This window comes from Paenibacillus sp. JJ1683 (assembly GCF_053006485.1).
Map to the genome: position 1 here is coordinate 4,168,000 of NZ_CM129820.1, position 21,899 is coordinate 4,189,898.

The 21,899-nt window shown below is 48.5% G+C and carries 12 protein-coding genes; 3 read left to right on the plus strand and 9 right to left on the minus strand.

What is annotated here, in order from left to right:
• Nucleotides 1–195: 195 nt before the first annotated feature.
• The 4 genes from ACUC6J_RS17850 to ACUC6J_RS17865 all read right to left on the minus strand — a co-directional run bounded on the left by ACUC6J_RS17850 (nucleotide 196) and on the right by ACUC6J_RS17865 (nucleotide 9,895).
• Nucleotides 196–1,575: a sensor histidine kinase gene (locus ACUC6J_RS17850; RefSeq protein WP_016821907.1), complete on the minus strand. Its 1,380-nt coding sequence runs from the start codon at nucleotides 1,573–1,575 to the stop codon at nucleotides 196–198.
• Nucleotides 1,576–1,577: 2 nt separating this feature from the next.
• Complete coding sequence (locus tag ACUC6J_RS17855; protein ID WP_016821908.1) at nucleotides 1,578–2,288, minus strand: response regulator transcription factor; 711 nt, start codon at nucleotides 2,286–2,288, stop codon at nucleotides 1,578–1,580.
• A 181-nt stretch (nucleotides 2,289–2,469) separates the two neighbouring features.
• Nucleotides 2,470–2,955, minus strand: coding sequence for a hypothetical protein (locus ACUC6J_RS17860; protein WP_447249220.1), 486 nt, complete (start codon nucleotides 2,953–2,955; stop codon nucleotides 2,470–2,472).
• A gap of 157 nt (nucleotides 2,956–3,112) precedes the next feature.
• Nucleotides 3,113–9,895 carry a WIAG-tail domain gene (locus ACUC6J_RS17865; RefSeq protein ID WP_447249221.1) on the minus strand — a complete coding sequence of 2,261 codons (6,783 nt, stop codon included), beginning with the start codon at nucleotides 9,893–9,895 and terminating at the stop codon, nucleotides 3,113–3,115.
• A gap of 189 nt (nucleotides 9,896–10,084) precedes the next feature.
• On the opposite strand from ACUC6J_RS17865, the gene fabV reads away from it, so the two are divergent.
• Nucleotides 10,085–11,272 (plus strand): enoyl-ACP reductase FabV, encoded by a 1,188-nt coding sequence (gene fabV / locus ACUC6J_RS17870; RefSeq protein ID WP_447249222.1) that lies wholly within the window; start codon nucleotides 10,085–10,087, stop codon nucleotides 11,270–11,272.
• Nucleotides 11,273–11,569: 297 nt separating this feature from the next.
• Nucleotides 11,570–11,722, plus strand: a complete 153-nt coding sequence (locus ACUC6J_RS17875; protein ID WP_017426780.1) for a DUF1540 domain-containing protein — start codon at nucleotides 11,570–11,572, stop codon at nucleotides 11,720–11,722.
• 73 nt (nucleotides 11,723–11,795) lie between these two features.
• Here ACUC6J_RS17875 and ACUC6J_RS17880 read toward each other — a convergent pair whose 3' ends face one another.
• Nucleotides 11,796–12,098, minus strand: coding sequence for a hypothetical protein (locus tag ACUC6J_RS17880; RefSeq protein WP_447249223.1), 303 nt, complete (start codon nucleotides 12,096–12,098; stop codon nucleotides 11,796–11,798).
• A 93-nt stretch (nucleotides 12,099–12,191) separates the two neighbouring features.
• On the minus strand, nucleotides 12,192–12,563 hold the full coding sequence (locus ACUC6J_RS17885) for a DUF4190 domain-containing protein (RefSeq protein WP_016818700.1): 372 nt from the start codon (nucleotides 12,561–12,563) through the stop codon (nucleotides 12,192–12,194).
• A 221-nt stretch (nucleotides 12,564–12,784) separates the two neighbouring features.
• Between ACUC6J_RS17885 and ACUC6J_RS17890 the strand changes: the two genes are divergently transcribed.
• Entirely contained in the window at nucleotides 12,785–13,372 is a 588-nt protein-coding gene (locus tag ACUC6J_RS17890) for a hypothetical protein (protein ID WP_016818699.1), read from the plus strand.
• Nucleotides 13,373–13,380: 8 nt separating this feature from the next.
• Here ACUC6J_RS17890 and lpdD read toward each other — a convergent pair whose 3' ends face one another.
• From lpdD to ACUC6J_RS17905, 3 genes are all read right to left on the minus strand, one after another.
• Nucleotides 13,381–13,731, minus strand: a complete 351-nt coding sequence (gene lpdD, locus ACUC6J_RS17895; protein ID WP_102998994.1) for a prenylated flavin chaperone LpdD — start codon at nucleotides 13,729–13,731, stop codon at nucleotides 13,381–13,383.
• Between the two features lie 185 nt (nucleotides 13,732–13,916).
• Nucleotides 13,917–19,430, minus strand: a complete 5,514-nt coding sequence (locus ACUC6J_RS17900; protein ID WP_447249224.1) for a S8 family serine peptidase — start codon at nucleotides 19,428–19,430, stop codon at nucleotides 13,917–13,919.
• A gap of 557 nt (nucleotides 19,431–19,987) precedes the next feature.
• Nucleotides 19,988–21,613, minus strand: coding sequence for a S8 family serine peptidase (locus ACUC6J_RS17905; protein ID WP_447249225.1), 1,626 nt, complete (start codon nucleotides 21,611–21,613; stop codon nucleotides 19,988–19,990).
• Nucleotides 21,614–21,899 lie beyond the last annotated feature (286 nt).

Consider the following 21,899-nt stretch of genomic DNA (forward strand, 5'->3'; position numbering starts at 1 on the left):
ATTATTCATCACTATTATTGACCACTATCTAAAAAAACGACGTTCATGAGTCAAGGTATATACGAATAATTTTACTCATTTTAGTACCTGCCAGTCAAGCAATATCTAAAATATCACCAAAAACCTTTCATGATATGTCATGTTAGTGGTATATACAAGCAAAAAAATGATCATTTTTAACCATTTTTGCCTCATTTATAACATGTGTTGAATGTAACTGAAGCGTGCACCACCTAATGGCGATCGTGTACAAAGTAGTTCTCCATTCAGTCGGGAGGCTATTTGACGGCAGATGGCCAATCCTAGTCCCGTGACGCCATTTGATCCTGTATAGAATCTTCCAAACACCTCGGCTGCTTCAGACTCGGTTAGTCCTCTCCCATCATCATCTACATGCATAACCCACACAACCTCCGCCGTTGTCCCCGTCTCCAAATGAATGACAACCTCCGTAGAGGTGTGTCGAACTGCATTTTGCAGCAAATTCAATATCATGCGAAATAATTGCTCAGCCGGAACGGCCACATGCAGACCCTCTCCCTCCACTCGAAGCGAGATAGAGCGTTCACTGGCCATCGGCATCAATAGATGAACAGCGTCCTCCGCCATACTTCTCAGATCAATCAGAGAGACAGGCCATTCCTCATTCAACGCCTCCAGCCTCGATAGCTGAAGCAACTTTTCCACCATATCAATTAATCGCTGGGATTGCACTTTAATGATGCTCAGTCCCTCGTCCTGGGATACTACTTGATCCTGAATGGCATATACATAACCTTGAATGGACATTAACGGTGTCCTTAGCTCGTGTGATACATTTTGCAGAAATTCAATTTGGCTGTGGTGGTGCTGCTGAATGCGGGCGGACATGGAATGAAAGGTGCCTATTAGTTCGCCAATTTCGCTTTTGTCCGCCTGCGGAAACTCACTATCCTGTGGCTGATTCGGCTCATAGTTGCCTACCGCCTCTTTCAATCGTTTGAGTGGACGCACCAGACGTGAAACAATCATCAGACCAATAACGAGAATCACCAGAAAACTCGCTACGATCGATAGCAACGTAGTTCTCATTAACGGTACATATAGGGCTCTCAAAGAAGATAAGGGTGAGTATACAAAGATGCGGAAAGGTTGTCCGGGCAATTCTTCATTCGTAAACAACACCTTTTTACCTTGAAGCACCGCAACGCCTTCATGTGTAGTAACCAGATCGTGGGCAGAGGGATGAACCGATGCAAAAAATCCTTGGCGGGTCAAAAGCAAATGCTCGATCTTTTTGCCTTCCATCCCAGAGACGCTGGAGTCGATGATGCGGTTATCCGTGCTTAAAATAAAGTAATCGGCAGATAAAAGCACACCCTTGATAACATAGTTAAATTCGGCATTATCCAGTCGATCAAAGCCTCCGTCACTCATAATGTGGACGGCTTTGCGTGCCTGCTCATGAAGCTTGGATTTGGCCTGATTCACCAGAATGTCATCGATGAGCCTAATAAATAAGACCACCGTAATACAGACAGTAATCAGCATGGCAATGGACAGGGACAGCAGAATTTTGGCTCTCATCGTACGCATGGCTACATCTCCTGAACCGTTGCTTTATATCCAAATCCCCATACCGTGTTAATAACAAGCGTGGAGTGGTATTCTGCCAACTTTTTGCGAATACGTTTGACCAGATCATCTACGACTCTCACATCACCTATAAAGTCATAGCTCCACACCTGCTGAATCAAATGCTCTCTGCCAAAAGGCCGTTCCAGATGATTCGCAAGAAACAGCAACAGATCGAATTCACGTGAGGTCAAATTTAACGTTTGTCCGTCTACTGTAACTTTACGAAAGTCAGCAAAAATGCACAGATTGCCTGCATGGCAAAGATTTGTGCTCTCTGCTGCTTGCTTGTCATCAGATGCAGACGTGCCCGCCTTGCTCAGTCTCAGCATCGCTTTGACCCTTCCCACCAGCTCTCTTGGATTAAAGGGCTTGGTCAAAAAATCACTGCATCCCAATTCCAGCCCGTGGATACGGTCACTTTCCTCTCCGCGGGCGGAGATCATAATGATCGGCATTTCTGTAAACTCACGAAGCTGAGTCAATAGAGAAAGCCCGTCAATGCCCGGCATCATAATATCAAGCACGAGGCAATCTGGACGGTTTGTTCGGATATGCTCTACCAATGTTTTCCCACTGGAAAAGGAAGTTACCTCGTAGGACTCTTTTTTCAAATATTCAGATATTAATTGCAAAATGAACACATCGTCATCCACTACTACTATTTTTGTCATGGCCTTAACCCCTTGCCGTTGTTCTGGATGCTAGCATCCTTTCTTTAAGCTTAACAGAAGCCCAGCAGAATAGACAAAAGACGGGTATACCGTTCCCGGTCCCGTCTTTTCTTATCATGAATCGCTGCTGTATATGCCAGGTGAACTGAAAGCTAACTACACTTCTACCTTATTTTCTACCTTATTTCTTAGTTGTTACTACTTTAGCTGCTGCCTTTGGAGCAGTTTTGGCTGGGACTGCTTTTTTTACTGGAACTTTATGGGTTACTTTTTTAGCTACGACATGTTGTGCACGAGTTTTATGTGCTGCTACCTTGTGTTGAACAGCGTTATGTTTTTTCACATGATGTTTAACTGTGCGGTGTTTTGTTTTCACTGCTTTTGCTTTGTGGCCTGCCACTTTTTTCGCAATGGCTTTTTTGGCAGGAGCTTTTTTTGCTTTGGTTGTTGCTTTATGAGCTGTTGCAGCTTTTTTAATAGGTGCTTTCACCACAGGTGTTTTCGTTGCAGGTGCTTTGCTAGCAGGAGTCGTAACCGCAGGAGTTTTGATGGCTGGTGCAGTGGTGGCTGGAGTTGTGGTTGCTGTAGCGGCGAATGCGCTGCTTGCTCCTCCCAGTACGCTTACTACGGTCAATACGGCTGCTGCATTTTTAGTCCATTTTTTCATGATTGAATCACCTCTCCTTTAAAGTATCTTTAGCTTATCAGGAGAATTCGGGATAATTGTGGAGCAAATATGTGAAAAGTATATGAAAAAGCGTGCAGCTCTGTATCTGGAAAATACATGAGTCTGCACGCTATAAGTGTTGCAACCATCATCTCCACTAACCGATGGCAATCCAGGAAATAATACCGTAGTTATGCGCGGTTTCACTCCACTTGGTTACAACGATCACCGCTCCATTAGTCGTCTGGGATTTCAGTGTTGCATGAAAGAGAGGATGGTTCGTCATCGCTACCAACGTGTAGTCCGGGTTCACAAATGGCTCCCCAAATACAATGGTTACTTCCGTCTCTCCTTCGCTTCCTTTTAAAAGAAACGGCGCTCTGCCAAACTGCTGTAATGCAGGCTGGTTCGCACAAGTACGAACCGGGGTGATGCTCAAATGCTCAGGTGTCACTGCATTCAGTTCCAGCTCACGTGAGCCAACGGAACCTTCTGCCAGATGATGACCTTCGATGCTCTGCTCTGCCACATGATGACTTTGTACCGCAGCAGCCTGTAGATGCTCTGGACCTACAGCTTCTGGGCTTAGCACCTCACTGTTGACGACCTGATCCTGCAGATGGCCGCGGGATATACTGTTTGCCTGAAGTTTGTCGCCACTGATCCCTTCCTCCGGTAAAAGCCCCGAGAGATGAATATCTGTGGATAATTGATCCAGTGTCACCGAGCCGGGCTTTATGTGGTGCGAATCAATGACTTCCTTTGCAATATGCTGACCTTCAATTGCCTCCTCAGCCACATGGCGGGACTCCACCGTTCCATCTGCGAGTTTGCCGGACGTCACTGCTCCATCCTGTATAGCTTGCTCTGACACCGCCTGCCAGCCGATATGCTGTGACTGAATAGCTCCTGCTTGCAAATGCTCAGATTGAACAGAATCCGGTGAAATGTGACGGGACTGCACAGCCCCCTCTGCCAGTGCTGACTCTTGAATCGCCCCATCGGACAAATGCTGGGAGTGCACGGCATGCTCTGTCAAATGTACGGAGCTTACGCTAGCTTCCGCCAGATTCGAAGCACGCACCGCGCGAAGCGCAAGCTTCTCAGCGTTCACGCTACCTGCCTGGAGCGCGTGAACAGATACACTCCCTGGCGCAATATGCTGGATCGTCACTGCCGAAGGCTGCAAGTGGGCTGAGGTGATAGATTCCGGCGCCAGATGGCTCGACTGGATAGTCTCTTCTGCCAAATGATGGGCTTGCACGGCTTCGTCCGTAATGTGCCATGGCTGTACGGAATGTGGAGATATTTTGGCAGCTGTCACAACCTCATCTGCCAGTTTGTCGGACGTAACGGACTCATCCTGTAAGGCATCGGTCGATATCGACTGGGACGCCAGATGCTCGCCCTGAATGGTTCCAGTGTGCAGATGGTGCGACTGGATCGATTCCGGGGCAATATGCACGGACTTCACTGCACCTTTTGCCAGCGCTGTATCCTGTACTGCGCCAGTTGCCAAATGCAGGGTGTGTACCGAATGTGCGGACAAATGCGAAGGACCCACGCTGCCTTCCGCAAGATTCGCCCCTTGTACCGAGTGGACCGCCAACTTCTCCGAGGTGACGCTTTCCGCTTGTAGCGCACGACTAGACACACTATCCGAGGCCAGATGGCTCGCAAGCACAGTCGAAGACTGTAAGTGGGCTGAGGTGACGGACTCTGGCGCCAGATGGCTCGACTGAACGATCTCTTCTGCCAAATGATTGGCTTGCACGGCTTCATCCGTAATGTGCCATGGCTGGACGGAATGTGGAGATATTTTGGCAGCTGTCACGACCTCATCTGCCAATTTATCAGACGTAACGGACTCATCCTGTAAGGCATCGGTTGATATCGACTGAGATGCCAGATGCTCTCCCCGAATGGTTCCAGTAAGCAGATGGTGCGACTGGACCGATTCCGGGGCGATGTGTACCGACTTCACTGCCCCCTCGGCTAGCGCTGTATCCTGTACTGCACCGTCTGCCAGATGCTGGGTGTGTACCGAATGTGCAGACAGATGTGACGGGCCGACGCTGCCTTCCGCAAGATTCGTTCCTTGCACCGAGTGGGATGCCAGCTTCTCTGAGGTGACGCTTTCCGCTTGTAGCGCACGACTAGACACACTATCCGGAGCCAGATGGCTCGCAAGCACCGCCGAAGACTGCAAGTGGGCTGAGGTAACAGATTCCGGTGACAGATGGCTCGACTGGATGGTCTCTTGTGCCAAATGATTGGCTTGCACGGCTTCGTCCGCAATGTGCCACGGCTGTACCGAGTGAGCCGACAGCTTGGCGGCAGTCACACCCTCATCCGCCAATTTATCAGACGTAACGGACTCATCCTGTAAGGCATCGGTCGATATCGACTGGGATGCCAGATGCTCGCTCTGAATGGTTCCAGTTTGCAGATGATGCGGCTGGATCGATTCCGGGACAATGTGTACCGACTTCACTGCCCCCTCGGCTAGCGCTGTATCCTGGACTGCGCCGACTGCCAAATGCTGAGTTTGTACCGACTGTGCGGACAAATGCGAAGGACCGACGCTATCTTCCGCAAGATTCGTCCCTTGCACCGAGCGTGCTGCCAGCTTTTCCGAAGTGACGCTTTCCGCTTGTAGCGCAAGGCCAGATACACTTTCTGGTGCCAAATGGCTCGCAAGTATCACCGAAGACTGTAAGTGAGCTGAGGTGACAGATTCCGACGCCAGATGGCTCGACTGAACAGCCTCTTCTGCCAAATGATTAGCTTGCACCGCTTCATCTGTAATGTGCCACGGCTGTATGGAGTGAGCCGACAGCTTGGCGGCAGTCACACCCTCATCCGCCAATTTATCAGACGTAACGGACTCATCCTGTAAAATATCAGTCGATATCGACTGGGATGCCAGATGCTCGCCCTGAATGCTTCCAGTGTGCAAATGGTGCGACTGGATCGATTCTGGAGCGATATGCACAGATTTCACTGCTCCCTCTGCCAACGCTCTATCCTGTACCGCTCCGGCTACCAGATGCCGGCTGTGTACGGACTGTGCCGACAAATGTGACGGGCCGATGCTGCCTTCCGCAAGATTCGTCCCTTGTACCGAGCGCGCTGCCAGCTTTTCCGAGGTGACGCTTTCCGCCTGTAGTGCACGACCGGATACACTATCTGGCGCCAAATGGCTCGTAAGCACTGAGGAAGCCTGCAAATGGCGAGAAGTAACGGATTCCGAGGCCAGATGGCTTGACTGGATGGCTTCTGTCGCCAAATGATTTCCTTGCACCGCTTCATCTGTAATGTGCCACGGCTGTACCGAGTTGACCGACAACTTGGCGGCAGTCACACCCTCATCCGCCAATTTATCAGACGTAACGGACTCATCCTGCAAAGCATCGGTCGATATGGCCTGGGATGCGATATGCTCGCCCTGAATGCTTCCAGTGTGCAGGTGATGCGGCTGGATGGACCCCGCGGTAATGTGTACCGACTTCACTGCTCCCTTTGCCAGCGTTGTATCCTGTACTGCACCTGTTGCCAGGTGCCGGGCGTGTACCGACTGTGCAGACAAATGTGACGGGCCGACGCTGTCTTCCGCAAGATTCGTTCCTTGCACTGAGTGGGCTGCCAACTTATCCGAGGTGACGCTTTCCGCTTGTAGCGCACGGCCGGACACACTATCCGGGGCCAGATGGCTCGTGAGCACTGACGAAGACTGCAAGTGGGCTGAGGTTACACTTTCCGGCGCTAGATGGTTCGACTGGATGGACTCTTCTGCCAAATGATTTCCTTGCACCGCTTCGTCTGTAATGTGCCACGACTGTACCGAGTGGGCCGACAGTTTGGCGGCAGTCACACCCTCATCCGCCAATTTATCAGACGTAACGGACGCATCCTGCAAAGCATCGGTCGATATGGCCTGGGATGCGATATGCTCACCCTGAATGGCTTCAGTGTGTAGATGGTGCGGCTGGATCGATTCCGGGGCAATGTGCACGGACTTCACTGCTCCCTCTGCCAGCACTCTATCCTGTACCGCTCCAGCTGCCAAATGCCGCGTGTGTACGGACTGCACAGATAGATGTGAAGGGCCGATACTGCCTTCTGCAAGGTTCATTCCTTGTACCGAGCGGGCTGCAAGCTTTTCTGAGGTAACACTTTCCGCTTGAAGCGCACGACCGGACACACTATCCGGGGCCAAATGTCTCGTAAGCACCGAGGAGGCCTGTAGGTGCACCGAGGTGACCGCTCCAGATGCCAGGTGGGTCGAGTCCACAACTGCCACAGCCAAGTGGTTGCTTTGTACAGCTTCATCCATAATATGCCCGGACTGCACTGCATGGGCTGACAGCTTAGTGGAGGTTACACTTTCCTCTGACAGTTTAGCAGAGGTAACCGCTTCATCCTGTATGGCCGGAGTCGCTATAGCTTGCAATGCAATATGTTCTCCCTGAATGATCCCGCTTTGCAAGTGCTCGGATTGGATGGATTCTGCTGCAAGATGCTCAGACTTCACAGCATTCTGGGCTAATATCGTGTCCTCTACTGCTCCTGCGGCCAAATGTCTGGTGTGTACGGCCTGTGCAGCCAAATGTCCGGGTCCCACGCTGTTTTCCGCCAGGTTGGAAGCCTGCACAGCCCGAGCCGCTAACTTCTCGGAAGTGACGCTTTCCGACTGAAGGGCATGGCCGGACACACTATCCGGGGCGAGATGTTTGGTTTGGATCGAAGCAGACTGCAAATGGTTGGAGGTGACGGATTCCGGAGCAAGATGATTCGCCTCCACTGCCTCAACAGCCAGATGGTTGCTTAGCACCGCTTTATCTGTAATATGCCATGGCTGCACAGAACGAGCAGACAGCTTGGAGGAAGTGACACTGCCCTCAGCTAACTTAGGCGCAGTAATTGCCAAATCATTAATTTTATCCGTAGCCACACTTTCCGGCGATAGTTTCAACGAAGTAACGGCATGATCCTGCAAATGGTGGGAGTATACCGCACCGCTGGCCAAATGCGCGGTTTGAACAGCGCCTTCGCCTAGTATGTCTGCGGTAACGGACTGTTCTTGCAACGCCGCGGTTCCGACACTATCTTCCCCAAGATGCTTGCTCTGTACAGAGCTCTGGGCCAAATGAGTTGAATCCACCGCTTGAGCCTGTAACGCCTTTCCGCCCACACTATTGTCGGCAAGGTGGTTTTCACGGATGACTCCCGTTGCAATGTGTACGTGGGTAATGGCTTGAGACGCAATTTTATTTCCGGTTACCGCCCCTGTGCTAATTTTAGTTTCTATAACCGCCTCGTCAGCGATTTTGTCAGACTTAATAGCGCTCGAAGCAATGTGATTTTCCTTGATAGCCTGATTCGCCACATGGTGATCCAGAACTGCACCCTTCCCTATTTTCTCGCTTGTCACAGCCCCGGAATGCAAATGTTGCTCCATAACCGCCTCTGATGCGATATGATCCTTCCGAATAATTTCGGATTGAAGATGCACGGAAGAGACTGCCTCTGGAGAAATCTGGGGTCCTTGTATGGCTGCTGTTGCAATATGTCTGGTAAGTACCGCCTCATCGGCAATTTTGTGCGGGAGAATACTCTGATCCGATATTTTGGATGAAGTGACGGATTGATCGACAATTTGCAATGAGCCTACAGACTGATCTGCCAGTTTATTGGACTGAATACTCCGATCCGCGATATGCCGTGCTGTCACTTGGCCCGTTCCAAGCTGCTCTTCCCCGATGGAGCCGGGACTGAGATGCTTTCTTTCAATCGCTCCTGCCTGAATGTGCGTACTGGTGACTGCCTCAGACTCCAGATGACGTCCGCTGACAACGCCTTCCTCCAATTGTTCTCGGCCTACAATACCGTTGGATAGCTGCTTGCGATTAATCGAACCCGGAGCTAGATGCCGGGCAAGAACGGCATGCTCGGTCAGGTGTGCGCTCTCAATGCTGCCTGCCTGGATTTTAGCTCCATCCACAGCCCCATCCCGCAGTTTGGAGGTGGTCACAGACTGATCACCCAGCTTGGAGCTATCAACAGCTTCATTCGCCAAATTGTTCGATTGAATCGTACCACTGCGAATTTTATCTGAGGTAACCGACTGATCTTGAAGCATATCTGAAGACACGATCCATTGCTTGAAGTGACGACTCTCAATCGAGCCATTGGCAATATGATCGCCGCTAATAATTTTATCCGCCAGCTTTTCTGGAGTGATGCTGCCATCCCGAAGTTTTTCACCACTAATAGAGCGATCCTGCAATTTACTGCCTGCCACTGATGCGTCCGACAGATGCTCGACCGTAATGGAGTCGGGAGCAATCTTCGAAGCAGTCACAGCACCGTCAGCTATTTTAATGGTATGAACAGCATAATCTGCTAAAGATTCCGTTTGAATACTCTCTTGTTTCAGCTTGCTGGAATCTATGGAAGCGGGAGCGATCTTCTCACCCGTCACAGCGAGATCACTCAAATCGTCTGTATAGATGAAAGCATTGTTTACATGTGGAGCCTTCTTATTGTTCAAAATTTCTTCCACATCAATTGGATCTGGTTCTGGTTCTGGCTCTGGTTCAGGTTCAGGTTCCGGCTCCGGTTCTGGATCTAGTTCTAGCTCTGGTTCTAGCTCTGGCAGTGGAGGTTCTTCCATCAAAGCTGGAGTCTCCTCTACATCTGCAACCTCAATCTCTTTCTCTTGCAGAGCCTCGACTTCAGGCTCGACAACTGTCTGTAGCTCCGACTCCTCTGTAGTTGGGGGAGGCGGAGAAGCAACTTGATGAAGTCTTGCTTCTGTCTCCCTCTCCGCAGGCAGTGGCTTTGAGCGTTGTATCATACTTAACTCATTCATATCCGGGTCAATTACACGATAGAGCGGCTTTTTGTTTCTGTTGGTTTTGCGGCTCTTGTTCTTCAAGCAGCTCTCTCCCTTCTCATGTTTATCGTTACAGCATCATATGCAGACTCTTAGGCACTTGCCACCCTGTACAGGGATTCACTTTTGGGTAAAAAGGATACTTACTGAAATCCACGTTTGAAAAAAAATTGTTAAAAGTTAAAATAGTAAGGGTGAAGATTGCTACAAGAAGAGAGGAATTACAATAACATGATTATCAAACCAAGAACACGTGGCTTTATCTGCACCACTGCTCATCCGGTGGGCTGTGCCCAACATGTTCAGGAGCAAATTGACTATGTACAAGCCCGTCCTGCTATCCACGGACCTCGTAATGTGCTTGTGATCGGGGCATCTGCCGGATATGGGTTGGCTTCTCGAATTACGGCCGCTTTCGGTGCGCGTGCCAATACAATTGGTGTATATCGTCCTAGCAATGCTACGGCTACACGCACAGCATCAGCAGGCTGGTACAATTCTGCTGCATTTGAAAAAGCCGCTCAGGAAGCTGGGCTTAAATCTTTAAGCGTGACAGGAGACGCCTTCTCGGATGAAGTCAAAGCCAAAACGGTGGAAGCCATTCGTGAAGAACTGGGACAAGTCGATCTGGTGGTTTACAGTGTTGCTTCAGGTCGCCGTACCCATCCCCGCACAGGCGAAACGTCTAATTCCGTGCTCAAACCGATTGGTGAGCCCTACACGAATAAGACCGTTAACTTCCACACCGGTGAAGTCAGCAGCGTGACGCTCGAACCGGCTACAGAAGAAGAAGTCCAGGGGACTATAGAGGTTATGGGCGGTGAGGATTGGAAATTGTGGATTGACGCTTTGCGTGCAGGCGGTGTACTCGCTGATAACGCCACTACCTTCTCTTTTTCGTATATCGGTTCAGATATTACCCAAGCCATCTACAGAGAAGGCAGTATCGGAAGCGCAAAAGATCATCTGGAGGCGACAGCACGCCAACTGAACGACCAGCTGAAAACCACAGGTGGACGCGCCTTCGTCGCAGTCACCAAAGGACTCGTTACCCAATCCAGCTCGGCCATCCCTGTCGTTCCTCTGTATATTTCCGCTTTGTATAAGGTGATGAAGGAAAAAGGGCTGCATGAGGGGTGCATAGAACAGAGCTACCGCCTATTTGCCGAGCGTCTGTACGCCCCAGAAACTACTGTAGATGAAGAGGGTCGCATTCGCATTGATGATTGGGAATTGCGCGAGGATGTGCAGGCAGAAGTTGCGAACATATGGGAGGAACTGACGACCCAAAATATCTATGAATTATCCGATCTTGAAGGATATCGTCGCGAATTTTTCCAGCTGTTCGGCTTTGAATTCGAAGGTGTAGAGTATGATGCTGATATTGATCCCATCGTAAATATTCCTAACGTGCGCTAAGTCTTTTAGTGCCGCCATTCGTTTAGAAAAACATAAAAAAGCTGTCTCCGGCAGAAGAACATTTCGTTCTGCATAGGGACAGCTTTTGTTTTTTAATTAAAAGGAACTCTTGTGTCTATTTGGCTCTGCAACATGACGCAAACATTGCAATTTTAAAATTGTTTTGATATTGTACAAGTAGGCATAGCAAAATCCCTCTTCTTACCAAGAGGGTACACACAGCTGGACAAGTCCTACCTTGACTGACTGTGATTGTATTTGCTCAGCCCATCACATTCCTATAAGGAGGTGAACAATATGGCAAAAGACGTTCTGTGCGAAGTCAACTCATGCACGTACTGGGCTCAGGATAATAAATGCAGCGCAAGCTCCATTTATATCGTAAGCAACAAGCCTGCGAACACTCACACGTCCGAAGAAACAGACTGCAAAACCTTTGAAGCAAAGTAGTCCTTAGTTTTCAAGCCAAACCACAGCTTTATCATGAAGGAGCCCCTGCCAGGGTTCCTTCTTTCTTATGATTCTAACAAGAATGATAATTATTATCAAGTTCTTTTTGAGCTATATTATAGAAAATACTACCCGTTCCTATACATTCACTTCCTTGAAGTTTTTCGACTTCGCTTAAGACAAAAAAAGAAGCGTCACCCTGAACGAGTCGCTTCTTGTGCTTGACCTTTTGTAATTGTTCCTGCTTGGTCGGCTTCATTCGCGTGTGCTGTGAAATCTCGCCATAATGATCATTCGTTTTGCGGCTCTGTGCCGCGCAATAGATCCCGGCGCGTTTCGCCTTGCTTAACGCTTTTTGTGTTTGAGTACGTGCCATACAGCTTCACTCTCCTTGATTGGACTCCCTCTATCATAGCATCCAATAGGCAAATCGTGAATGGTTAGTCTGACTCAAGCATTCTTTAATTCATTAAATGTCTGAAAAAATATCCGAGTCGCCACTGGAAGCCGCCACAACAAAAACAATAACCAAGAAAATGATAATCAGTGCATAAATTAGTGTGCCGATAATACTACATACCAGTCCAGCAATAGCCATGCCTCTGCCTTGCTCACCATGACGATTAATTTCCTTCAGGGAAAGACTGGACAAAATAATACCTACAATTCCGATGATCAACCCAAGATAGGGAATGACAACAGATAAAATCCCGAGCACCATCGACGCAACAGCTTTACTATTTGTAGGTGGAACTACTGGGGGCTGGTTAAATGGGGCGTTATAATCGTTCGGCTCCTGAAAGGGATCGGAAGATCGAGGCTCCTTGTACAAGTCACTCATCTGTTTAATTCAACTCCAATAATTATAATAGCAATATATAAGTTCTAGGGTACCACAATCTTACAAATCAGGACAGTACTTATTTCAATTTTTCAAATTAGAACGTTAAAAAGTAGCAACATAGCATCTTAGCACTTTTTGAGATAACCGGGCATACAGTATTGTACCTATTACAGATAAATTGCGCTCCATGAGAGCATCCTGCCAAGGAGGACGGAGCTATGTTATATCGTGGAACATCCCGCAGAAAGGGCTCGCCTCACCAACGTTTACATGCAGAGACACTTCGGAAAATATCCGCCGCCATGCTGCCATTTTACAAAGCTATTGCAACCCGACGTGCTTTTGCCGTCCAATGGTCACGAGCTGTCGTTCAGGGTAATTTGGATCGGATGAAATCCCTTCTCTGCTCAGTAGCGCCATTTGCCGCCAAGCAAGGCTTAGGCACGAATGGGATCGGCTACTTTGTTTCCTTTTTAGCTCAGCCACCAATGCTTTATTATACGAACGGTACGACGATTCCACCCGGGATGGTGCAGTTTACATTTGAACCGAAGGTTCATCGCGCCATTGCCAAAGCCGTTTTTCCGCTGTATCGCGAATTGGCACGCAATGAATGCTTTGCTTCTGCCTTAGCCAAAGCGATCAACAGGCAAGACCAGCGTGCAGTTCAGGTAATGATCCGTAGTTTAATTCCATCCTCTGCGCTAAAATCTGTAGACATTGAGGATAATGGATTTGCATTGCTCTTTAAGTATCCCTTTAGTAAATATCCCTATCGCAATCTACTCTTTCAGGAGTTCACTTAAAAAGGTCGCTACAAGCGTACTTGCTTAAGTTCTTCAATGAGCTCTTTTCCCATTTGTATAGCCATGTCTGTCAACATTCGGATTTCGTCCTTGGTTGCATGATCCAAATGCGTCCCGCAGCAAATGGCGAAGTTACCCGCAAACTCTTTACGCAAGCGAACTGCAATTTCTTCAGTAATATAAAATTCCTTGTGATTTTGCAATTGCACGGTTTGAATCGGCTCAAGCCTAGCCCCTGCTGTAATCGTCCCCAAGTGAGGCTGATCACCGCCTGATATGAGCACAACGATATCTTCTCCCATAAAATAGGCATCGAGTACAAGACGGATACGTCCGCTTTCTTTTTCCAAATGAATCATATGATCCTCTCCTGCTAAAAAATATTATTGTGAAACGATTCACTTTATAGAGTACTATTCATTGTATCGCTTCCTGAACTGTTGGACAAATTAAAAAAGGCCCACAGCAGCCTCTATTAACAGTGGCTTGCTGTGGGCCTGCATTGCATTCTAAAAAATCTTCTATCCCCTGCTCTTACTTGCTGTTAACGGATCGTGATGGTGTGCACTGCCTTACCGTTTGCGCCGTCATTATCCGTCACTGTTAGCTCCACGGTATACGTTCCGGCTGTGGTGAATTTATGCTTCACTTTCGAACCAACCGCCGTATCGCCATCGCCAAAATTCCAACTGTAGCTGACGATCTCACCATCTGCATCACGGGAGGCTTTGGCGTTAAATTGTACATTTTTGTTCTTCTTGGCTGAGTCATTCGCCTGGATAATAGCTACCGGCTTTTCATTCGATGTAGGTGGATTCGGACCAGGGCCCTCTCCTCCACCATGGGTTACATACAATCTTCCCGGCGCCTCCGTTTCCACTTCATTCCCCGCTGCATCCCTTACCCGGATCACGATGACTCCGCCTTCCAGGTTCAGAGAAGATGAAGTGAGATAAATACCTTCATAGTGACCTGATGAAGTTTCATTTAATGGAATTTCATTACGGGCCAAAGTGGACAGGTTAAAGGGCAACTCCACATGGAAGGATGCCTCCAAACCAGATGCACTGTCAAAAGATACCCGTACCGGCTGCCCTGGAGTGATACGTACATCCTCAGCAGGACTAATATTTTCAAGTTTCGGCAGCGCTGTATCGACATACACCGAGCGTGTAACACTCGTTTCGTTTTCGGCAAGATCTTTGGCCGTTACCGTAATTTGGTTTTCACCTTCGTTGATAAGCAAACGTTTGTTAAAGCTGCCGTCGCTTCCGAATTCAGCAGGCTCGCCGTTAATCGTCAATTCACTGAGGAACTCGTCATACACCGTACCGGTTACACTGACCACACCTGCGTTCGTACGTGCTCCCTCACCAGGCGAAGTCAGGATCAGACCCGGTTTAGTCTGATCGAGCGTTACAACCACCGGCTCGGAACGATCCGTTACTTTGCCGTATACCGCCGCTTGAACACTTAGCGGATTAGCACCTGGCTGAAGATCGACCGCCAAACTGAATTGACGATCCTTCACTTTCGTTGTGCCAGCCAACTCTTTGCCGTTAAAGAGCTGAATATCAGCCCCTTCTGCCGGAGAAGTTCCTGTTACGGTAATCGTATCCTCCTGCGTATACGTTGCCTTCGTAGGAGTTGTAATCGTTGGAGCGTTGACCGGATATCTGACGATCGCCCGGATCATGTAGTTCCCTTCCTCTTCAGGGGATTGGCTCCATGTGCCGCTTACACCTTGCCAGCTACGAAGCGCATTGGGGCTGTTTTCATCTGTAGCAAGGCCCGGCGACTGTGTGCCTACCGCAGACTGTGTATATACAATATAGAAATCGCCTTGAACCGTCACCGGCTCTGGAAGCTGTACCGTCGTCCATTGTGTCTCATCCCGTACAGCTGTTCCGTCGAATGGACCAGCCAATAGACGTCCAGGTGCTCCTGCTGCACCAGAGGCGTCATAGACAGAATATTGGAATGCTGTTCCTCCCGGATTCGGGAAAGCAGAGTTCCAGAACAACAGTGATGCTCCTGTCACCTGTGCCACTTCCGACTCAGGTGTCATTCTCACTGCCCATGAATTGCCTGCCGCGTTAAAGGCTCTGGCATTTTCTCCTGTACCGTCATCATAGGCGATGCCTCCTTGAAAACCGATGAAAGGCTTCAACGTGACATTCGCTTCTACACTGCCGTTTGGAGGAGCCGTAACGGAAATACTGTCACTATAGTAATTTTCGGCTGCGATGGACAATGTGTATGTTCCTTCCAGCACGTCCAGCGTAAATTCTCCAGCCTCATTCGTCTCTACAGGAGCAATACGTGCATCCTCCAGCACCAATACTTTCGCTTTTTGGATCGGTTCACCAGATTGCTTGTCGGTGATGACCCCGTGAATCGTACCATGTGGGACAGCCTGGAGACTAAAGTTTGCTCTGATGACTTTGTTATTTTCAATCGTAACTGCCTTCGTCTGAGGCACGTAACCGTAGGCTTCGGCCTTCAGCGTATAGTCACCCGCTACATGAGTGAAGCTGTATTTGCCCGTGGTTGGGTCTGTTTTCACCGAACGTCCGGTTTCCAGTACCGTAACCGTAGCACTAGCTGGAAGACTGTCGAGACCGACACGTCCACGATCCACTGATGCTTCTGCCGGCTTCACTTTTTCCTGAAATTCACTCTTTTCAGTGCTTGTAATTTTGTACAGTGGGAATTGTTCTTCTGCTTTTTCCAGCTTGATATTGGACTCAGGTACGATATCCTTGGTCACTGTCGAAGCTGGAACACCTAGCACACGGAAATCGTCAATATACCAGCCATTCTTGTTCACACTGTTATCCGATTTCAAGCGGAAGCGAACTTGAATCTCATTGCCGGTATAGCTGTCCAGATTGTAATAAACAGGTGCCCATTTTTTACCACTTGTATTATGCGAGAACTTACCCAGCTCACTCCACGTGTCGCCATTGTTTTTGGACACTTCTACATATCCGTAATCATAGCCGCCTTCAATTTCAAACCAGTGGTTGAAGGTCAGTGTTGCGTTGCGTATACCATTCAAATTAATTTTTGGAGAAACCAGTGAAAAATCAGCACCGTTCTCATAGTTGCTATCGAGATCGGTGGCCCACACATTCGGTTTGGACACTGCGCTTTCCGGTCCTACTTCCTTAGGAATGCCGCGTTCCCACTCATCCTTGGTCCCGGAATGAGTCCAACCATTGTCTGAACTGCCATCAAAATGATCGCTATACAGCGTATCCGGCACGTCCACTCTTAATGAAGCCTCGTTCGACTTGACACCTTCGTTACCGCTATAATCCTCGGCCGCCACTGCATAATGATAGGTCGCACCACCGACAGTGATCGTATCCGTGTAGGTCAGCCCAGAGGTTGTACCGATGGAAGTATAATTTTTACCGGACTGGGTTGAACGATACACCTTGTACTGCTTCACATCTTCATCAGAGGAAGCACCCCAGGCGAGTGTAACGTTGCCCACAGTATCTGCTTCAGCAGTCAAATGACCAGGGGCAGCAGGTGCAACGCTGTCTGGTTCCTGAATGGAGAGATCGTCAATATACCAGCCATCTTTCACGATTGTATTGTCACTAGTAAAGTTGAACAGGAGGTATACCTTTTGACCCGCAAACGCTCGCAAATCAAGATATTGTGTTTTCCAGCCATTGCTGGTGCCAGTAAACGATAATACCTGCTCAAACGCATTCTGATTGTTTGTGGTCGCTACAAACACTTTGCCGAAATCAGAATTGTTTTCAAGATCGTACCAATGCTTGAAGCTGACCAGTGCCCCTTTGGAACTCTCAGTCAGATCAATTGGAGGGGCCACAAAATAACTGTTGGAGTTGGTCTGGTATTGGCCTTCGAGATTGGTCGCGATGACCTTTGTACCCGAATGTGCGCCTTTAGGGCCGCTTGTCGGGGTTCCCCATTTCCAAACACTACCCTGACCCCCGATATTAATACCGGCAATGTCTTTTTCAAAGTCTTGTGTGTAGCCTGGTTTAACACCTTTGGAGACATTCACCTTATATACTTCCGTTTCAAAACCATTATTACCGAAATCATTTACACGGATATAGTATTCCAAACCTTTGCTATCCACCAAAAAGGTTGGAATGGACGCTTGATATGTACCATCTTTGCTGTCTCCAGAGGTCCGCTCCAACGGAATATACACATAGTTTGACGAACCCGCTGTTTTGGCAAAGGCCTCAACGGCTGTTACGCCGACATCGTCCGTTACATGTGCAGTCAAAGGGATATCAATACCCTCAAATGCAGCTGCAGGCGGTGTATGCTCAAGAACAGGCGCTTCCAGATCGTCGCCACCCGTTACGACTTTACCGGATACAGAGCCCAGACCCTGCATGACAGATCCGACTGCATCAAGTGCATTAATGACGCCATGTCCATACCCATTGTTTGGCGAAGTAGGATATGTACTATCTGTCCGAGGGGTAGCTGTGTTTTCCAGAATTTCCTCCAGCTGATCCACGGTAAGAGAATGATTCGCTTGCAGCAATAAAGCAGCAAGACCCGCAACATGAGGACCCGCCATGGAAGTACCGTTATATCCACCTTTATAACCGCCACCAGCTACAGATGATCGGATATTTACTCCCGGTGCGGAGACTTCGGGCTTGATCTCACCGTAAGGTGAGGGTCCCAGCAATGAAAAGCTTCCCAGTTTATCATTGATATCGGTTGCCCCCGTGGCAAAGGATTCCGGATAGTTGGCCGGATTGGCTACCGATCCAGGTCCGCCCGGATTGGAGAGGGAGGTATTCCCTGCGGAGAATTCGGGGAAGATTTGAGCATCCCGCCAGGCCTGAACTACAGGCCGGAACCATTCATCAAGACCCGGTCCGCCTCCCCACGAGTTGTTCACTACGTCTGGAGCAAGCTCGGGATGAAGATTACCTTGGGCATCTTTTGGCGCAAGCAGCCATTGACCACCGTCCAGTATAATCGCATCCGTCGTTTCCGGATTAAAAATCCGCACCGCAATCCACTTCGCACCGGGGGCAACGCCCACTCGGTTCGTTCCATTTTCCTCGGAGCCAACCATCGTGCCCATCGTATGCGTACCATGGGAATCGTCTTCCTGATCGACCGGAAGCGCCGCATGACTATGCGGATCATACCAGCTCAATTCTGGATTCACGACATTGCCTGCCGCATCCAGACCACGCCATTTGCGATGCAGGGCCGGATGCGTGTAGTCAACGCCTGTATCGAGGTTGGCGACCACGATTCCGGTTCCGTCGATTCCTTTTTCCCACACTTGTGGTGCGTTAATATGGGATATGTTCCATTCCACTGTGGACGGGTCCACAGCGTTCTTGCCTGTATTACCGGGCAATGCCGATGTTTTGCCATCGCCCTTTTCCGGTTCTACAGCTTTCTGGGCTGTGTCAGACTTTGCCGTTCCTGCTGTTGCTGCCGTTGCGGTTCCAGCCGCTTTGGTGCCTGTGTCCTCTGGCTGCTTATCAACCGTTACCTTTTGCAGATAACGTGTTTCATTCGGTACAATTTTATCGACCTCAGGCAGCTTCGAGATATGATCCAGCACCTCCTTGGTGCTCGTGACAGCCAAAGCATTGACTATAAAATAGCTTTTATATTCCTTTACTCCGCCGCTCTCCGATTCCTTATCCAAATAACTTTCAAGCCCGTATTGGGTTCTGGAAGCCGTTTCACGTAGAGAGCTGATCACATGGCTGCGCACAGCCATTTTGGCAGCGGAAGGTGTTATTTTCTCAAGTGAAGCCTTTTGAAGAGCATTTTTGGAAACCTTGTTCGTATCTACCTGTTCTTTTAATTTGACCAAATAGGTAACATAGTTGTTCTCCTCAAACTGTTTGGTCAGCTTCGCGGATACCTTCGCGGTCGTGACCTTGTGCGAGGCTGATTTCAGCTCCAGCTTGGAGCCATCCGGGGTGTTTTTCGCCAAAGCGGGTTGAACAAATGAAAAGGCCATAAGCAAAGAGAGTCCAATAGATAACGGTTTCTTGAAACGTCTAGGTTTAATCAATTACTTCTCCACTCCTTTTACTAGGTTTAATGATTCTGGAATAACCTGTACAAGAGTCAGACCTCATGCCTTGCACATCAAACACGCGGGTTGCGCAATACGATGTGTTAGCCACCACCTCCTTCATAGATTATAGAGAGGCTCAAAAAGATATTTGGCTGTTCATAGATGGCAGTACTTCATAGATGGCAGTACTTCATAGGTGAGTTTACAATCCCAATAGAGAAGCGATGAAATTCAGTAGATACCTAGGAGAAAAAGCAGAAGCATTTCGAAGGAAAAAAACATGTTATATCATTACATTTTATATTAAAAATTGATATAAAATCATATATTATGGATAGTATAAAGTTATCAAAACAGATATACAAGTCATTTTTTTGCAATTTTCTTGAAATTCTATGACTTTTATATTCATTTATGTAGGAAAACCCCTTTTTAGCAGCTACGCCATAGTGCAACACACGGTTAGCAGGTGCATGCATCCTTGTACGAGCCGCCCAAAGGGATTTTCGGGGATCTTTCTTAAACCTGTATGATTATGATTATGATTATTTTTAGTTAAGTACGGAGTTCACCGCAGCAAGCGCATCGATCAGACCATTTCCATAGCCGTTGTTGGGTGAAGTCGGATACTGACTGTCTGTCAGCGGTGTTGCGGTTTTCGAAATAACATCCTCCAATTGATCCACAGTTAATGATGGTTTAGCCTGAAGCAGTAATGCCGCTAATCCAGCCGTATGCGGACCTGCTATAGAGGTACCGTTCCAGCCTCCCTCATAAACTCCTCCCGGTACAGAGGAACGAATGTTTACACCAGGAGCCGAAATTTCTGGCTTCACTTCGCCATAAGGAGAAGGACCACGCAACGAGAAGCTTGCCAGCTTGTTATTGATATCCGTGGCTCCTGTGGCATAGGCTTCTGGCAAGTTAGCCGGATTGGCCACAGACCCAGGTCCGCCGGGATTCGATAGTGTTGTATTGCCTGCGGAGAACTCAGGAAAAATTTGTGCTGCTCTCCACGCCTTGGTCACTGGGCGATACCATTCGTCCAGGCCAGGTCCACCGCCCCAAGAATTATTCACCACATCCAGTGCAAGCTCAGGGTGCTTTTTGCCGTTTTTATCTACAGGTGCAAGAATCCACTGCCCACCATCCAGCAAGATGGAATCTGTGGTATCTGGATTGAATACTCGTACGGCAATCCACTTGGCCCCTGGAGCAACACCGATTTGATTCGTACCGTTGCTGTCTGAGCCAACGCTTGTCCCCATCGTATGTGTACCATGTCCATGGGAATCTGTTGGCAGCGATGCTCCATTAACCGCATCATACCAGCTCAGCTCTGGATTGACGACTTGACCGGAAGCATTCAGCCCGCGCCATTTTCTTTTCAATGCCGGGTGAGTATATTCAACACCTGTATCCAGATTGGCAACGACAATGCCTTTGCCATCAATACCTTTGGCCCACACCTGTGGTGCTTTAATCTTAGAAATATTCCACTCCACACGACTTGGCGTTACTGCATCTTTATACACGGATTCTTGCACCGATTTTTGTGCATTTTCTTCCGTCACAGCCGGGTCAACAGCAGTTTGATCTGCCACTGCTTGGCCTGCTGTTGATTGCTCCCCTATCGGCTGGGTATCCTTATCGATTTCTACCTTTTGCAACTCGCGCTTTTCATCTGGTAAAATTTTGTCGATCTCAGGTAGGGTGGCGAGATTTTCCATGACCTCTTTGGTACTGGTTACCGCAAATGCGTTTACGATAAAGTAACTCTTATATTTTTTGACGTTTCCGTTATTGACTTCCTTCTTTAAGTATTCTTCCACGGATTGTTGAGTTTTTTCTGCGGTATCCATGAGAGAGTTTACAACCGTTGTACGTACAGATAGCTTAGCAGCAGCGGGGGAAATCTGCTCGGCAGAAGCCTTCTGAAAAGCGTGCTTGGCAACAGACTCCGTGTCTACTTGATCTTTTAATTTAACCAGATAGGTGACATACTCGCTGGCGCTGAATTGCTGGTTCAGCTTGGCTGAAACCTTGGCGGAAATCGACGATGCTCCTGCTGAGGAGGTTGTGCTGGAATCTGCATACACCGGAGAAATCAGAGAAAAAGCAAGAATAGCGGTAAAACCGACCGACAGTGTCTTTTTGATATTTTTCCACTTAATCAATACTTTTCATCTCCCTTTACTTGGTTTTTGTGATTCTCAAAGACAACCTTCCGACAGCAGCGTCAAAAGCTCACAAATAGCCTCTGGTACTCACCTCCTTTAAAAATATAGATTCTGGGGTGAAATCCATAGGTCATATTCTAAGGTGAATAACCTTTGGTGCAGACCGCAAGGAACGACATTCAATTCAGAACTGTGGACAAGTCTGGAAGAAAGTAAGTGAAAAAAATGAAGAAAAGGGTAGGGTAAGATACTAGAAGTGATCGAGGAGGTTGATAAGCATATT

Excerpts from the sequence above, each read along its gene's own strand:
- ACUC6J_RS17880 (WP_447249223.1), bottom strand. The coding sequence starts at position 12,098 with ATGGCACGTACTCAAACACAAAAAGCGTTAAGCAAGGCGAAACGCGCC.
- ACUC6J_RS17875 (WP_017426780.1), top strand. The coding sequence starts at position 11,570 with ATGGCAAAAGACGTTCTGTGCGAAGTCAACTCATGCACGTACTGGGCT.
- ACUC6J_RS17890 (WP_016818699.1), top strand. The coding sequence starts at position 12,785 with ATGTTATATCGTGGAACATCCCGCAGAAAGGGCTCGCCTCACCAACGT.
- ACUC6J_RS17850 (WP_016821907.1), bottom strand. The coding sequence starts at position 1,575 with ATGCGTACGATGAGAGCCAAAATTCTGCTGTCCCTGTCCATTGCCATG.
- ACUC6J_RS17855 (WP_016821908.1), bottom strand. The coding sequence starts at position 2,288 with ATGACAAAAATAGTAGTAGTGGATGACGATGTGTTCATTTTGCAATTA.
- lpdD (WP_102998994.1), bottom strand. The coding sequence starts at position 13,731 with ATGATTCATTTGGAAAAAGAAAGCGGACGTATCCGTCTTGTACTCGAT.
- ACUC6J_RS17885 (WP_016818700.1), bottom strand. The coding sequence starts at position 12,563 with ATGAGTGACTTGTACAAGGAGCCTCGATCTTCCGATCCCTTTCAGGAG.
- fabV (WP_447249222.1), top strand. The coding sequence starts at position 10,085 with ATGATTATCAAACCAAGAACACGTGGCTTTATCTGCACCACTGCTCAT.
- ACUC6J_RS17860 (WP_447249220.1), bottom strand. The coding sequence starts at position 2,955 with ATGAAAAAATGGACTAAAAATGCAGCAGCCGTATTGACCGTAGTAAGC.